This is a genomic window from Rhizobium binxianense (assembly GCF_028994275.1).
Classification (GTDB): domain Bacteria; phylum Pseudomonadota; class Alphaproteobacteria; order Rhizobiales; family Rhizobiaceae; genus Rhizobium; species Rhizobium binxianense.
In genome coordinates, this window is the sequence record NZ_CP118713.1 from 2,231,535 (window position 1) to 2,246,595 (window position 15,061).

The window sequence follows — 15,061 nt, forward strand, 5'->3', positions numbered from 1 at the left end:
TGAAGAAGGTGATGGGGCCCGGCGGCTTGGAGGAGGAGTAGCCGTTCCAGCCTCCGATTGGCAATGATCCGGGCTTCGCTCTATTGCACAGGCAGGCCAGCGGCTTCAATTCCCGAAATAAAACGCTTTTGATCTTCGGTCCGCGCCAGCCGCCTGGCGACCTCCTGCCTGATGTTCGGGATCAATGCGGGTGACTCGCGCCTGATCCAATCAAGCTGTTCCTCTGCTTCCTGCTTTTTTCCGAGCGTGCCGAGAATGGAGAGCAATACGAGACGATGCATCGGATTGTAATTGAGGTCCGACATGCGCGACCATAGTTCCGCAGCCTGCGTATCGCCCCGCATGAAGGCACAGAGCGCCATTCCGACCTCGTAATATCCGCGTGGTCCGGCATTCTTGCCGACTGCCTCTGAAATCAGTGTGCAGCCTCTATCCCATTCTCCCGACATCGACAGGCGCAGGCCGTATTCACCCGCCACCTCGGTATCGTTCGGATTGTTGGCATAGGCGGCGGCGCCGGCGCTGAGGGCCCCGGCCGGATCATTGCCGAAAAAGTTGGCGAGCATCAGTGCCTGAAGGGCGCGTGCATTCTTCGGGTCGAGCCGCACGGCCTGCTCGGCAAGTTCCTTCGCGAGGTCGAGCGTGGCGGCCGTCGATTTCGTGTGAAGTTGGTATGAAAAGCGGAACTCGTCGAGATGGATCAACGAAAGAAGGGCGAAGATATTGGAATCGGCCGGCATCTTTTTCACGGCCTGCTGCAGGCAGGATTTTGCCACCTGGTGAGCCTGCACGGTCATTTCGCTACGGTAGCTATAATAGGATAGCACGCATGAAAAAACGTGCGTGCTTCCGGCGATGGTCGCGGTATCGGTCTGGAACATGACGCCGAACGGACGCGCGACCGCCGTGGCGATATCCCCGGCAAGGCTCGCTTGCGTTTGCGGGATGCCTTGCACCTTCATGTCGGCATCATAATTGCTTGCCCAGATGACGGCGGCATCCGCCCGCCGCACGAGTCTGGCTGTCGAGCGCAGCCTGCTGCCTTCGAGCCGCACACTTCCTTGGAGGGCATAGAGCGGCTGCGACGAAGCTTCGCCGGTTTTATTCCGCGGCATGGCGGTGACGACAACGATATCATTGAAACGGACCAGCTTCTCGATGATGTCGTCGGTCATGCCGCGAGAGATGTCGGAGGCAAGGCTCCCGTCAGAGGCGCTTTCAAAACGCTCGACGATAATGGTAGGGCGATTATCAGCTCCTGATGTCGTTTCACGCTCCGTGCTCGGCGATCCGACCTGCCGAAGAAGAGCCGCTGCAGAGGCCAGGACAATCACCGCGCCCGCCGCAAAAAGCCAATATCGGCCCGGCGATAAGCGCCGGTCCGCCTGGTCGGGGCTGATCGTATCCGAGGCCGCACTGATCTGAGCGTTATCGTCGCCTGACGAGCTTGCCCGATCGGACTGCTTGAGCGGTGACATATCAGCGGGTGCAGCGCTGCTGATGACATCGAAGACTGGCGCGTAGCCGCCCTTGGGGATGGTGATGATGATCCGGTCCGCGTCGCCGGCGGTCAGGTAGTAGTGTTCCAGTTCTCGTCTCAGCCGGCCGGCTTCGATGCGAACGCAGGGATCCTGTTGGGCATCGAAGTTCGCGTCTCTGCCAAAAACGGCCTGTGCGATGGTAAAGGCCTTCAGGTGGTCGCGACGGCCTGCGAGCGTTTCCGTGACCACGAATTCAAGGAATTTTCTTGCCCGTTCGGGAAGGCGGAACTCCCGGCTGGAAAGAATGCGCTCAAGTTGCTGCTGCACCTCCTCCTGTGAGGCGGTGACCCTGTTTATGCCTGCACTCGTCATCGGTTCCCCCAGACTCCGATTGCGAACAACCAGCAGCACGCAGTCCTAAACAATAGTCCCCGTCAGGCGTGACGGCAATGCCGCCCAGCCGAATAACCTAACCAACGCTGACCGAATCCCATGAATAGCCAAATGACGGACGTAAGTCACAGTTTACGAAATGCCCGCGTAGGATACCGTATTCTACCTGTGCCGACATGTATTTTACTGCCTTAGTCTCCAGGCGCGCTCTATCATCGCCGTGTATTCTGGAGGAGCCTGCGATGACATCACCTGAGACCTCTACACCTCATCCCATGACAAGCGCAGAGGAACTGCGCAAACGCGCTCTGGAGCTTCAGCTTGTCGAGATGGAGCGCAGCGAAAAGATCAAGGCGCGTGAAGCAAAGAAACACGCGGAGTTCGTCGAGGATTTTTTCCGCAAGCACATTGGCGAAGCGGAACGCGCCGTCATCAAGAGGCTGGTCATGAAAGCGGCCGCAGACGGCAAATACGAGGCGCTGATCTACAGCTTTCCGTCGACGTTCTGCACGGACAGCGGCCGGGCCATCAACAACAACCTGTCCGGATGGCAGAAGACGCTGCAGGGAAAGGCAAAGGAACTCCTCGAACTCTTCGAGGAAGTTGCCAGGCCGCAGGGTTACGGGTTGAAGGCCATGGTCATCAACTTCCCGGACGGCATGCCGGGAGATGTCGGCTTCTTCCTCACTTGGGAGCCGCCCGTCGAGTGACCGGCAGCAGATAGAGGCGATCAAATTGAAAGCAATCGAGATCGAGCGCAAGTTCCTCGTGCGTAACGATAGCTGGCGCGATTGCGCCGGCATGTCGCATGTCCTGCAGCAGGCTTATCTGTCTCGAGATAAGAACTCGGTACGTGTTCGCTTGATTGACGACCGTTCTGCTTGCCTGACGATCAAATTCCGCACAGTAGGGCTCGCCAAGGACGAATATGAATACGAGATTCCTGTTGAGGAGGCACGGGACCTGCTTCTCCATGCGACGGGCCACGTCATTGAAAAGACCCGCTACCCGGTCCCGCACGAGGGCAGAACCTGGGACGTAGACGTCTTTGCCGGAGCCTATGAAGGATTGACGCTCGCCGAGATCGAGATAGCAAGCGAAGATGATCGTCCGGCCCTGCCGAAATGGCTTGGGCGGGAAGTCACGGGCAACAAACGCTATTCCAATCGCGCCATGGCGGTTGCATCATGCCGCCGCCCGCAGATGCATGGGGCGCCTGACCACGGCGCCGCGCTTTAGAGCAATTCCAGGAAAAGTGCGAAGCGGTTTTTCCAGGCAAAACGCGAAGCGCTTTTGCCGGGAATTGCGTAAAAACAAAAGGTGAGCTGAGCTTCCATCAGAAGCTCAACCGCTCTAAGATCCTATTCGCTTACAATCGTCCAATTGGTGTCCGGATTGAATTCCTTGATCGCGGCAGCGCGCTGTTCCGTTTGCGGCCCCAAATCGCGTTGATAGATGACGCTCATCCCGTTGACGACAAAGGTCTGCACGCCGGTCACCCGGTATGTGACCGGCCAGGCGACGAGCGCAAAGCCACCGGTCATATAACCATTGATGACGTAGCTTTGTTTGCCGCCCAGTACGTTGTCGCCCTGAGCGGTCAGGATGCGATAGCGATATCCGAAATAACCTTCCCCGCGTTTGGCGGCGCCGAAGGCGGCTGTCTCGACCAGCGCGCTTGCCGGGCTTTCCTCCGCATAGACGCTCGGGTCCCAGTAGAGGCCGTCCAGCTTGCCCGGACTGCTGATCAATTTCTTCGCGAATTCGTAAATACCGTCACCGTCTCGGTCATCGGATGCATATTGATACTGTGCAGCCACATATTCATGCATCGTGTCGATCGTCGCGAGTTCGTTTTCGCCGATGCGCCGATTGATGATCTCCTCGAGGCCGCGCTGCGTGTCGAAGGACCATTTCCCGTCTTTGTCCTCAGTCAGCGGAAACGGCAGAGGCCAGAGCCGATCGCCAATCGCGACGATCTTGGCACCTTCGACGTCTTTCAAGATCATCTGTCGCTCGGCGCCTTCCCGGATCAATCCATAAGCGATCATGGCCTCGTTGCTCGAGCGCAGCTTGTCTGCGTTCAGACCGAGCAGATCCCCAAGATCCCCGATATTATTGGAACCGAGCACCGATTTCAGCCGATCGAGTGCCAGAGACGGGCTATCGAATTTCGGTGCGGGCGTTGCCGCCTTGTATTCGGCGAGATCCGTCTGTACCTGCGAGAGCGCCGGCGTCGTCGGCATCGTGCAAAGCGCTGTCGCAAGCATGAACGAGATTACCATCGATTGACGTCTCATGATGTAACTCCATGGGCTCGTAAGGGGTGTCATCGCCGCCCGCCGCCACCGCGGCCACCACCACCGCGGCCGCCGCCGCCGCCGCGAGACGGCATCGGGCGCGAGTGCTGAACGGGACGGGCTGCCGGGCGGTGAGCGCCCATGCTTTGCGCGCCTCGTTTCGAGGCGACGGTCTGCTGGCGGCCGGACTGCACGTTGCCAAGTGCGCTCGACTGGCGTCCGCGATTGTCGGGCCGGGCAGCCATCTGCGGTTTGCTGGGTTTCTTGACGGATTTCTGTGCGGGCTTGGTGGAGGGGCGATTAGCCGAATTTTGAGAACGGGTTTCGGGCCGGGATACGTTCTGACGATTGGCCGCCGTCGGCCTGTTTGCCTGCGGTTTGGCCTTCAGCCCTTGCGCCGTGTTTTTTCGGATATCTTCCGCGCGAGCGGCCGTCCCGCGATTGCCCGGCCTCTGACCCGCCTGCATATCTGCGGCCTTGTTGCGCAGTTGATTGCGATTGTCGGCCTGAAGTCCAGACTTGATCGCCGACCGGTCCAGCTTGGCAAGTTGGTCTTTGCCGATGCTCAGCTTGCTGCGGTCGACATTCGCCCAGTCGACGTCGTTCCACTTCAATTTTCCGTTGAAGTTGCGATCATTCAGGCAATTGTTGCAATCGATGTCGATATCGCCGTCCCAGCGACCACCCCATACGCCCCAGTCGTCCCAATTGACGACGGCCGCCCAGGCAAGCCCGGTGACCGCGCCGGCAAAGAACGCTGCGCCCGGATAGTAATAGCTGTCGTAATAATCGGGATAATAGGAGATCGGCGCCGCGGCATAGTCCGGTTCATAAAGCATTTCCGGCGGATATTGGGGGATATAGATCTTCTCGGGATCGGTCGGCCGGATAATGACGTTGTCGTTTTCGGTGACGACCGTCACCTTGTCATCCGTCTTGATGATGTTCTTTGCCACCGCCTCGTCGCGAAGCTGCTGGATGGCAATCAGCACGTCCTTCTGCTGATTGGCGAGCGCATCGGCGAGTGATTGAGTCCAATCGAGATCCTCGCTCATCATCTTGATGATGTCAGGGTAGTTGAGCAGCGAAACGACGCTGCCGTCCCAATCGCTTTTGGGCTTGAGATCGGAATTTTTCTTTTTCGCTTCCAGGAAACGCTGCGCTTCGATAATCTGCAGGGGAAAGAGGGAGGCGGCCGAAATCGCCGCGACCAGTTCGTCGGGATAAAGCGCGATCCGCGCCACCAGCACCTCGAGATCATCCTCCGAAAGAAGGGTAGCCGCGGGCTGCTCTGCGCCCGTCTGGGTGGGCGCCGCAGCCGGCGCAGGGGCCTGTGCTCGCACGGGGAAGGCTGGCTGCAGCGCAATGATCGCCAGAGCCGACAACCCACCAAGCAGTTTGCGGGAAATTGCTTTCATCGCACATGGACCTCCCTAGAATCAGTTGAATGACGGATGCGTTCACGGAGATTTCGGGCCGATGACGGGTGACCGCCGGAGCATCACAATTTTCGATTGTAAAATCGCCTCCCTCATCTCTTTTAACAGGGCATCGACCAGGCCTGCATATTCCAGCCGCCGCGCTTCTCTCAACGTGTCGGGCAACTGTTCGACATGCGCCAGAGCCTGCGCTGCGGCAGCGAGATCCTCGCACATGCTGTGAAAGGCCTCATCGACGTAGAAAAGCCGCTGCACCAGCCTCGCCTGGTCGGGAAAATAAGCCTCTGCCGTTTCAAGGACGGACAAATATGTCGAACCAGTTTCTCCCGACGCCATCTCCGCCCCCGCCGACGAAACTGCACTAAGCAGTCCGGAAACTATATAACAGGCGAACCGTCTGGAGACGTAAAATACGCGATCCTACGGCAGCCGGCTTCCGCAAGGCGCATCCCATCCGAGACGGCGAACGGGATTCGTCGCCGATCTCGCACCTTTCCTTCCCACGCTGACAAATTCCCCGGCGGATCGTCCGCGAACGCCCCGATAGAGATTACGCGATGCTACGGGCCTTTGCCCCGAAACGGGCCTACAATTCCCCCTTCGCTTGCGATCGACGGCTCGGGGAGACCAAGCCGGAAGGGAGGGGTCGTGTTTCTCGACTATTTTGCCTTGGGCGTATTGGCCTTTGTCGTGGTCACCCTTTTCTATGCCGTGATTGCCATTCACGACATTCCACATCTGATCGCTAAGGCGCGCAATCACCCCCATCAGGATGCCATCCATGTCGCCGGATGGGTCAGCCTCTTCACGCTTCATGCGATCTGGCCGTTTCTGTTCATCTGGGCAACGCTTTACCGTGAAGACCGCGGCTGGGGTATCCGGCAGGACGGAAAATTATCGGCGGAAGGCGAAGCGAATGCGGAAATTGCTCGTCTCCATGCCCGGATCTCCGAGCTCGAGGCGCAAACGCCGGAGAAGGAGACCGCCTGATGGATCTGCTCCTCATACTGACCTATGCCGCGATCTGCTGGACGATCTTCAAAGTATTCAGGATTCCGGTGAACCAGTGGACGCTCGCGACGGCCGTCCTCGGCGGGATCTTCCTCATCTCCACCCTGCTGCTGTTGATGAGCTACAATCATCCCTATTCGAGCGACGGGCGCATCTATTTCACCTCGGCTCCCGTTATTCCCGTCGTCGGGGGGCAGGTCGTCGAGGTGCCGGTGACACCGAATGCACCCTTGAAGAAGGGCGACATCCTCTTTCGCATCGATCCCCGGCCCTATCAGTTCGTGGTCGATCAGAAGAAAGCCGCACTCGCCGAAGCCGAGCAGTCGGTTCTGCAATTGAAAGCGGCCGTGGACGCAGCCAATGCGGCGGTCACCGGCGCCGAGGCCTCGAGGGACAGGTCCCTGCAGGCCTTCGAAAAATTCCAGCAGTCGAACGAGAATGCAAAGTCGAGCGGCAGGGGCGCGGTCTTTTCCGAACTCGAGGTCGAAAACCGGCGCGGCATCTATCTGACGTCGGAAGCTACGGTCGACACCGCACGCGCACAAGCCGCGCAGGCAAGACTCGCCTACGAGTCTGACATCAACGGAACCAACCCGACGGTTGCAAGGCTGCAGGCGGAACTGAACAATGCCGAATACGAGCTTGATCAGACGGTGGTGCGGGCGCCGACCGACGGCTACGTCACGCAGGTCTTCCTCCGCCCTGGAATGATGGCCAATCCCCTTCCGCTGCGGCCCGTCATGGTCTTCATCGACAGTCAGGACCGCATGCTGGGTGCAGCCTTCATCCAGAATTCGCTGCAGCGCGTCCACGTCGGCGACGAGGCCGAGGTTGCCTTCAAAGCCGTACCCGGCAAGATATTCAAGGCGCGGGTGCAAGAGGTCATCGATGTGATGGCCCAGGGCCAGTTGCAGCCGAGCGGCGCGCTGATCGACCCGCAATCGCCCGAGCGCCTATCACCCGGACAAACACTGGCTCGGATCGAGCTGCTCGAAAACACCGATGATTATCAACTGCCGGGCGGCGTGGTCGCGGAGGTCGCGGTCTACACCCACCATTGGCACCATGTCGCCGTCCTGCGCAAGGTGCTGCTGCGCATGAGCAGCTGGATGAACTACGTGTTCCTCGAACATTGATGCGTGCCAGCAGCAAAGGATAAGGAGCCAGCGGTGATAGGAAGTCTTCCGATGATGAGGGGCTTGGCCGGCTTCAACAGAGACTGGCTCCGCAGTGACATCCCGGCCGGGCTGTCGATCGCCGCAGTCGGCTTGCCGAGCGCCATCGCCTATCCCGCCATCGCCGGCCTGCCGCCGGAGACCGGCATTTATGCCAGCATCGTCGCCCCGATCGCCTATGCGATCTTTGGTCCTTCCCGGCTTTTGGTCGTCGGGCCCGACGCCGCGACCATGACCGTCCTGGCCGCCGCCATGGGCGCCATCATCGCGGCCGAACCCACGGCGGCAGGTGCCGACAGGGTCGCCATCGCGTCCGCCCTTGCGCTTGGCGTCGGCGTCTTCTGCATCGCGGCGAAATTGCTGAGGCTCGGCGTTCTCGCGAGCTTTCTGTCCCGTCCAATTCTGGTGGGCTTCTTCGCCGGCGTATCGCTCTCGATCCTTGTCGGACAAATCGGTCGCTTCACCGGAGTGAAGATCGAATCGGACGGACTGATCCCGCCGCTTGTCGAAATGCTCGCCAAGAGCAGCTTGATCCACTGGCCTTCGCTCGTTCTCGGCCTCATCATGTTCGCCCTGTTATGGATCGTCCGAGCCTTCCGGTTCAGAGTTCCGGGCCCTGTCCTGGTGGTTGTCCTCTCGGTCGTCCTTTCAGCGATCTTCGACTTCCAAGGCCGGGGGATTGCCGTTGTCGGCGATATCCCAAGCGGACTGCCGAGCCTATCCCTGCCTGCATTGCATCAGATGCCTCTCGATAAGATCGTTCTCGGTTCGGCCGCGATCTTTCTCGTCAGCTTCGGCGCAGGCATCGTCGCGGCAAGAAGCTTCGGGTCACGGACCGGAGAGGAGGTCGACGCCAATCAAGAATTGATCGGACTTGGCGCCGCCAATATCGCGCCCGGCTTGTTCGGTTCGTTTCCCGTCAGCGTCTCGGATTCCCGAACCGCGATAAACTTGTCGACGGGCGGCGTCTCTCAGGTGGCAGGGCTGGTATCGGCCGCGACGCTGATCGCCGCGCTTGTTTTCCTTCAGGGTGCGCTGCGGATACTCCCCATTCCCGCGCTCGCCGCAATCCTCGCGACAGCGGCGATCAGCCTCATCGATATTCACGAATTGAAAAAGATCTGGCGCATCAGCCGCATGGAATTCATTTTTGCGCTGATCGCCATGTGGGGCGCAATCAGCTTCGGTGTTCTCAACGGCGTCATCGTCGCGGTTGCGGCAACGCTCGTCTATCTATTGCGTCAGACGATGTTTCCCCGCGACGGTCTTCTTGGCCGTATCGAAGGGCGGCACGGCTTTTTCGATCTCGCCCGCTTTCCGGAAGCTCGCCCCATCGAGGGGGCCGCCGTCTTCGCCATCCAGGGCAGCATTCTGTTTTACAACGCCGATTACGTGCGCATGCGGCTGACGTCGGTAGCGAAGGGACTTCCTGCCGAAACCAGATGCCTCGTGCTCGATGCCAGCGCCATCACGCATATCGACAGCACCGGCGCAGCCGCGCTGGATGCCGTGGCCGAGATCCTGGCAAAGCGGAATATCGTCTTCGCAATGAGCGACCTCGGCGAACAAAGCCGCGGCATCCTTGAGCGCGCGGGGGTCGTCGAAGCGATCGGCGTCCACAATCTTTTCAACGGCAGGGAAGAGGCCTTGCGAGCGCTGATCGGAAGTGGCGGCGAGGCCGGCGGCACCGCGTCGGCAGGCTAGGATATGTTCGCGCAAGGGAGAGAGAAATGGACGAGAATTACGAGCCCGCAAAGGCGGATGGAGGGGCAGATCGCGTCGGAAAGGATAAGAAGAAAAAGAAATCATGGAATTATGACAAGGAAATCGAGCGCCTGCAGGTCGAGTTGGCTCATTTGCAAGCCTGGATCAAGAAATCCGGCGCGAGAGTCGTCATCGTCTTCGAGGGGCGGGATGCCGCCGGCAAAGGCGGCATGATCAAGCGTATAACGGAAAGAGTCAGTCCGCGGGTCTTTCGGGTCGTGGCATTGCCGGCGCCCACCGACCGCGAGAAATCTCAGATCTACATGCAGCGTTATATCGCTCATATGCCGGCCGCCGGCGAAATCGTCATATTCGACCGCAGTTGGTACAACCGCGCCGGCGTCGATCGTGTTATGGGATTCTGCAGCGAAAAGAAGGCGCAGCGCTTTCTTGAACTGGCGCCCCGCTTCGAGGCTGCGATCGTCGAAAGCGGCGTCGTTCTGCTGAAATACTTCCTGACGGTCAGCGAGGAAGAGCAGGAACGCCGTTTCAGGCGCCGGATCGACGACCCGATGCGACAGTGGAAACTCAGCCCCATGGATGTTGAATCCTATCAGCGCTGGTGGGACTACACGCGTGTCTATGACGAGATGCTGCGGATGACCGACAGCAACCATGCGCCGTGGTGGGTGGTGCCCTCGGACGATAAGAAACGTGCCCGGGTCAATTGCATCTCGCACATCCTGCAGTCCATCCCTTATGAGCGAGTGAAGTTTGAAGCACCCGATCTCGGCAAACGTCAGAAGCGGCCGGCGGATTTCGTGGAGGACCGCAGCATCCGCCATGTTGTGCCGGACGCGACGTCATAAGACGACCTCAGCCTGGAGCAATTCCAGGAAAAGTGCGAAGCGGTTTTCCCAGGCAAAGCGCAAAGCGCTTTTGCCGGGAATTGCGTCAGAACAAAAGGTTAGAGCGGTTCTGCGTTTCCGCGAAAAGCTGAACCGCTCTCGAACATGGCGGACGGGACGCAACGATGGAGAAAACAGGCGATACGGCGGCGCAGGGAGCCGGGTCAGGGCAGATTTCGATAGAGGCGAGAATAAGCGATCTTGTCCGATTGGGCATCGTCGGGCTTTTTGCCTACTGGACGGTCGTTCTGATTGCTCCCTTTGCGCTGATCGTCATCTGGTCGGCCATCCTTGCAGTTGCCCTTTTCCCGATATTCGAGGCGCTTTCCAGGCTGATCGGAAACAGGCCCGTTATCGCGGCCGTCATCATCGTCGTCTTTTGTCTCGTGCTGATCATCGCGCCCCTGGCCCTCGTTGCGGTCAATTTTGCCGACACCGCGCAGGCGTTGATCGGCGAGTTACGGGCGGGGAACTTCACGCTCCCCTCAGCGCCGGCCGCTATTCGGGAATGGCCTGTCGTTGGCGAGCGGATCCACGACGCCTGGAATAAGATCGCAAGCGATCTGGCCGCTACCATCATCAAGTTTCAGGCGCCCATTCGTGAAGTGACGGGCGTTGTCGTCACGAAGCTTGCCTCGATCGGCGGCGGTGTTTTGAGCTTTGTCGTTTCGATCATTCTTTCGGGCGTATTGCTCACGCAGTCAGCACGCCTGGCTGCAACCATACAGGTGCTGGCAAGCCGGATTGCCGGTGAAAAGGGTGTTGGCTTTGCCCGGCTGGCGGGAGCCACGGTACGCAATGTATCGCGAGGCGTCATTGGCGTTGCCTTCCTGCAAGCGCTGTTATGCGGACTGTGTTTTACCGTTTTTGGCGTTCCGGCGGGCGGGCCTTTGACCTTTCTTGTGTTCGCCCTGTGCCTGATGCAGCTCGGGCCTGCACTTATTCTTTTGCCGGTGATCGTTTGGGCATGGTTCTCCTGGCCCCTGTGGATCGCCTTGGCTTTCACCGCCGTTGCGATCCCCATCATGATCGTCGACAACATACTGAAACCGATCTTGATGGCGCGCGGCCTCTCCACTCCAATGCCGGTGATACTGATCGGCGTCATCGGCGGCACTTTGTCACAAGGCCTTCTGGGGCTGTTTTTGGGGCCGGTCGTTCTCGGTGTCTTCTACGAACTGCTGAAAGCCTGGGCCTGGCCTTCGGTTTCGACCGGATCGGAAAATAGCCGCCCCCCGAGATTCGATGCTCAACCGGAACGCATCGAACACACGCAATGACGGTCCGTCGAGGCGCCAGCGGCGCCTGGCGGGACTCACCTATTCTTGCAGTAGACGACAACCTCCTGCTCGATTTCGCGGCAGAGCTGTTCATACTCGATGATGAGCTTCTCCTCCCTCGGGCTCTTACTTCGGAACCGCTCCAGCGCATCGACAGCAAGATCGTAGGATTCAAACATCTCCGCGAGCGCTTCACTGGTCATGCTCTCCAGAAGATGCCGGATATCGGGGAGCCGCAACATCAGTTTTCTGCGGCCACGCTCTTTGCTCATGGATCAGCTCCGCATTCAACGCACCCCTGCAACGGATACGAAGTCACCAAGGGATCGTTCCCCGAGATCACGAATAAATGTACGAGAGCCCGGCGGTGCCGGCAATCTGACCCGGAGAGGTCTAGCTGCTGTCTCGGTCCGTCATGCTCAAGGCCTTTACCGTGATGGCGGCAATGACGCCGGTCAGCACGATCCCTGCAAACCCGATGACCAAAGCCAGTATTCGTGCCGAAACATGTTTGGGCGTGAAGTCGCCATAGCCGATGGTAAGTCCCGTCACGAAGGTAAAATAAAGCGCTTCATCGATCCGCCAATTCTCGATCCGCCAAATTGCAAGTCCGGATGCGACCATGATCGACACGATGCCGGAGAGGATCGGCCAGATGACACGAAGCTGCTTTGCAAGTGCGACGAAGAATAGCCTTCTCACCTGCCGGGTATGCGGTCCGCCGCCCGATCGCTCCTGTTTGGGAACGCGGGATCTCATCGCACTGCCGGCGGCAGGACGTACAGCGTTATGGCGAAAATCATGTACACCATCAGCACCAGGACGCCGACAAACCATGCCGATCGCCCGCTGTTGGTGACGAACATCGCAGTCACCGTCGCAAGGAACATCATCGTCACGGCACCTGGCCAGAATTGCAGATCCATCGGTGACGGACCGATGATATAACTCATCAAGACCAGAACGGGCGCAACGAATAGGGCAATCTGGGAAGCGCTCCCGAGGGCGATGCCCACGCTCAGATCCAGCCGGTTCTTGCGCGCGCCGGCAAACGCCGAGGCCATTTCGGCGGCGCCGCCGACCAAGGCGACGACGATGAAACCGACAAAGGCGGGAGTCATTCCGAAGGCTTCGGCCGCTTCCTGCACGGACTCGACGAAAATCTCGCTCACCAAGGCCACGATTATGGTGACGCCGGCAAGCGTAGCCAGAGCAAGGCCGATCGGCCACGGCGCTTCGCCAGCCTCGGCATGTTCCGTTGAAGAAAAAAATTCCCGGTGCGTCCCAAGCGTGAACAACAGCCCAAGCCCGTACCCGACGATCAGCAAGGCAGCCAGGCTGAGACTGAGCGTTTGCGTGACTGGTGCGACCGAGGCCGCGTCCAATCCGCCAAGCGCCGAAGGCATCAGCAGGGCGATTGTGGCCAGGAAAAGCAGGCCGGATTGAATACGCGCGCTGGCCCGGTTGAACTCCTGAATGTGGTATTTGAGCCCGCCGAGCAGAAACGAAGCGCCCAGCATGAACAGCGTGTTGGTGACGATCGCTCCGGCGATGGATGCCTTGACCAGCGTATATTCTCCGGCCTGCAGGGCAGCCAGCGCGATGACTAGTTCCGTAAGGTTGCCGAGGGTCGCATTCAGCAGCCCGCCCGCGGCGTCACCCGTCTTGGCGGCAACGGATTCGGTCGCATGACTAAGCAGGCCGGCCAACGGGACGATGGCCAGCACCGACAGGACGAAAAGCGCCGTGTGGGCCTCGGGGAAGAGCGCCGCAGCTGCGAACACCACCGGCACGGCGGCCAGCAGCCAGAGTATGGGGCTATCGCGAATCTCTTTGAAAAGAAGGCTCAACCTTCACTCCCCTCTGATCACCTGGCCTCTGATCATCTGGCCCCTGATTACCTGGATCGCGATGATCTGTTGCCGCTCGCTCCCGGCCGACGCCGATGATCCCTGTCTTGCTCATCTTCCCTCTGCGCTCGCGGCCTCATTCCGGAAGAGCCATCTGCTGGAAGAAGGTCACGACCGCATCGTCAGGCTGGCCAAACCATGTTGTAAAAAACAACCGGAAATTCTGCGCCGCATAGGGAACAGCGCCTGCGCCACCTGGCCGACGGCCTGATAGGTCGTACGCTCGCCCCTGCCGATCAGGACCGTGCCGTTGCCGATCGGCATGACATCGCCTCCCTCCATCGAGGCATTGGCGAACTGATGGTCTGAATCGCCCCACCAGATCTGGAAATCGCCGCCGAGGAAGATCTGATGAAACTTGTAGATCGCACGCTGGATCAGCGTTTCCGCGCGTCTTGCCGGCCAGAACATCGGGTTGCAGGTCACGCCGCCGTAAATCCAGCAAGAAGGGTCGCGCTGGAACAGAGTGTTCGGAATCGGCGGAATGACGAAATCCGTCTCCGGCAAGGCGCTGAGCATCAGCGACTTCGCCTTGACCTCAGGCAGGTCGGAGATTGCGACGCCGCCGATCATGAATGCGGCAAGCTGCGTGGGCGGCATTTCGTCAAGCCAAGGTCGCATCGCCTCGGCGATCTGCGAGCCGAGCACATTCGGGGTAATGCGCCGGTCCAATACGAAATCGCGCGCCTGTTTGTTGGCAAGCGCCTGGCCAAGCAAGTCGTGGAGCTCGAGAACTTCAACGCCCCGTTCCTGCATCTTCAGCACAAAGTCAAAGTGATCTTTCTGAGCCTCATGTACCCATAGGACATCGTCAAAAAGCAGATCATGGCAGTTGGCAGGTGTCAGGCGCTGATGAGCCAAAGACGGTCTGCAAACCATGACGGTTCTCAATTTCCCGACCTCCGAGTGAACCCCGAAACCACGCATGTGGTCCTCCTTCCAGCTTTCCGGATCGCGGCCGCGTCGGCCGTTCTTCGAAAACCAGACTATTTCGGCCCGATCGGTCGTGTCATTGATCGCAGACAATCCGCGGCACAGTATGTTGCGGCGCTTCCGCCAGCTGTGGCGCGGGAGTTCATTGAAGACCCGGAACATCGCAGCGATGGATTTGCCATAAGCGCCAATGGGTAGGATGAATGTCGAGCGCGTCGCCGGTCACCGCATTGATCCAGCCATCGGGTAGACGCTGGCAGGGGAAAACCAGGGCATGGACGCCTTCGTCGTCGATGACGGCGAGCTCTATATCCTGTTCGAACGGAGCTTCGATTGGCAATCGCCACATCACCAAACCCTCCCGATGACCCACTCAACCGGACACGAGGTTGTCATTCCGGCACGGCAATCATCCAACCGGCGTGTTTTGGCCTGACCGGCCATCAGCCGGAAATTGTGGATCTTGTCTGCAGAAATAGATCAGACGAGCTTTGGCCATCACTCGATCGCCGATATTCCTTGCGGCT

The 15,061-nt window shown here is 59.4% G+C and carries 15 protein-coding genes and 1 pseudogene; 7 read left to right on the forward strand and 9 right to left on the reverse strand.

The features are described from left to right. Positions 1 to 80: 80 nt before the first annotated feature. Entirely contained in the window at positions 81 to 1,853 is a 1,773-nt protein-coding gene (locus PO860_RS11135; RefSeq protein ID WP_272782359.1) for a hypothetical protein, read from the reverse strand. Between the two features lie 263 nt (positions 1,854 to 2,116). Here PO860_RS11135 and PO860_RS11140 point away from each other — a divergent pair, with 263 nt between their 5' ends. Both PO860_RS11140 and PO860_RS11145 read left to right on the forward strand, forming a co-directional pair. Then, positions 2,117 to 2,584, forward strand: a complete 468-nt coding sequence (locus PO860_RS11140) for a hypothetical protein (protein WP_183606990.1) — start codon at positions 2,117 to 2,119, stop codon at positions 2,582 to 2,584. A gap of 25 nt (positions 2,585 to 2,609) precedes the next feature. After that, positions 2,610 to 3,113 carry a CYTH domain-containing protein gene (locus PO860_RS11145; protein ID WP_272782358.1) on the forward strand — a complete coding sequence of 168 codons (504 nt, stop codon included), beginning with the start codon at positions 2,610 to 2,612 and terminating at the stop codon, positions 3,111 to 3,113. A 122-nt stretch (positions 3,114 to 3,235) separates the two neighbouring features. On the opposite strand, the gene PO860_RS11150 is transcribed toward PO860_RS11145, so the two are convergent. The 3 genes from PO860_RS11150 to PO860_RS11160 are packed head-to-tail and all read right to left on the reverse strand — an operon-like array spanning position 3,236 to position 5,949. Next, positions 3,236 to 4,174: a DUF2950 family protein gene (locus tag PO860_RS11150; RefSeq protein WP_183606989.1), complete on the reverse strand. Its 939-nt coding sequence runs from the start codon at positions 4,172 to 4,174 to the stop codon at positions 3,236 to 3,238. 29 nt (positions 4,175 to 4,203) lie between these two features. After that, complete coding sequence (locus PO860_RS11155) at positions 4,204 to 5,592, reverse strand: DUF3300 domain-containing protein (RefSeq protein WP_272782357.1); 1,389 nt, start codon at positions 5,590 to 5,592, stop codon at positions 4,204 to 4,206. Positions 5,593 to 5,634: 42 nt separating this feature from the next. After that, entirely contained in the window at positions 5,635 to 5,949 is a 315-nt protein-coding gene (locus PO860_RS11160; protein WP_183606987.1) for a hypothetical protein, read from the reverse strand. A 312-nt stretch (positions 5,950 to 6,261) separates the two neighbouring features. Between PO860_RS11160 and PO860_RS11165 the strand changes: the two genes are divergently transcribed. The 5 genes from PO860_RS11165 to PO860_RS11185 all read left to right on the forward strand — a co-directional run bounded on the left by PO860_RS11165 (position 6,262) and on the right by PO860_RS11185 (position 11,691). Then, complete coding sequence (locus tag PO860_RS11165; RefSeq protein ID WP_272782356.1) at positions 6,262 to 6,603, forward strand: DUF3302 domain-containing protein; 342 nt, start codon at positions 6,262 to 6,264, stop codon at positions 6,601 to 6,603. Continuing rightward, positions 6,603 to 7,760, forward strand: a complete 1,158-nt coding sequence (locus PO860_RS11170) for an HlyD family secretion protein (RefSeq protein ID WP_183606985.1) — start codon at positions 6,603 to 6,605, stop codon at positions 7,758 to 7,760. The genes PO860_RS11165 and PO860_RS11170 overlap by 1 nt, the downstream gene beginning before the upstream one ends. 51 nt (positions 7,761 to 7,811) lie before the next feature. Then, complete coding sequence (locus PO860_RS11175; RefSeq protein WP_272782355.1) at positions 7,812 to 9,503, forward strand: SulP family inorganic anion transporter; 1,692 nt, start codon at positions 7,812 to 7,814, stop codon at positions 9,501 to 9,503. 26 nt (positions 9,504 to 9,529) lie between these two features. Next, positions 9,530 to 10,372: a polyphosphate kinase 2 gene (gene ppk2, locus PO860_RS11180; protein ID WP_183606983.1), complete on the forward strand. Its 843-nt coding sequence runs from the start codon at positions 9,530 to 9,532 to the stop codon at positions 10,370 to 10,372. Between the two features lie 164 nt (positions 10,373 to 10,536). Further along, on the forward strand, positions 10,537 to 11,691 hold the full coding sequence (locus PO860_RS11185) for an AI-2E family transporter (RefSeq protein WP_272782354.1): 1,155 nt from the start codon (positions 10,537 to 10,539) through the stop codon (positions 11,689 to 11,691). Positions 11,692 to 11,726: 35 nt separating this feature from the next. Here PO860_RS11185 and PO860_RS11190 read toward each other — a convergent pair whose 3' ends face one another. The 5 genes and pseudogenes from PO860_RS11190 to PO860_RS11215 all read right to left on the reverse strand — a co-directional run bounded on the left by PO860_RS11190 (position 11,727) and on the right by PO860_RS11215 (position 14,883). Next, on the reverse strand, positions 11,727 to 11,963 hold the full coding sequence (locus tag PO860_RS11190; RefSeq protein ID WP_028756251.1) for a hypothetical protein: 237 nt from the start codon (positions 11,961 to 11,963) through the stop codon (positions 11,727 to 11,729). A 121-nt stretch (positions 11,964 to 12,084) separates the two neighbouring features. Next, on the reverse strand, positions 12,085 to 12,450 hold the full coding sequence (locus tag PO860_RS11195; protein ID WP_272782353.1) for a potassium channel family protein: 366 nt from the start codon (positions 12,448 to 12,450) through the stop codon (positions 12,085 to 12,087). Then, the gene (gene cax / locus PO860_RS11200) at positions 12,447 to 13,541 is read right to left on the reverse strand and encodes a calcium/proton exchanger (RefSeq protein ID WP_272782352.1); all 1,095 of its coding nucleotides are present in this window, start codon (positions 13,539 to 13,541) and stop codon (positions 12,447 to 12,449) included. Before cax ends, PO860_RS11195 begins: the two co-directional genes overlap by 4 nt. Positions 13,542 to 13,724: 183 nt before the next feature. Beyond that, positions 13,725 to 14,528 (reverse strand): annotated as a pseudogene (locus PO860_RS11210) (arginine deiminase family protein); the annotation flags it as partial. A 148-nt stretch (positions 14,529 to 14,676) separates the two neighbouring features. Next, on the reverse strand, positions 14,677 to 14,883 hold the full coding sequence (locus PO860_RS11215; RefSeq protein ID WP_183606980.1) for a hypothetical protein: 207 nt from the start codon (positions 14,881 to 14,883) through the stop codon (positions 14,677 to 14,679). Between the last annotated feature and the right edge of the window lie 178 nt (positions 14,884 to 15,061).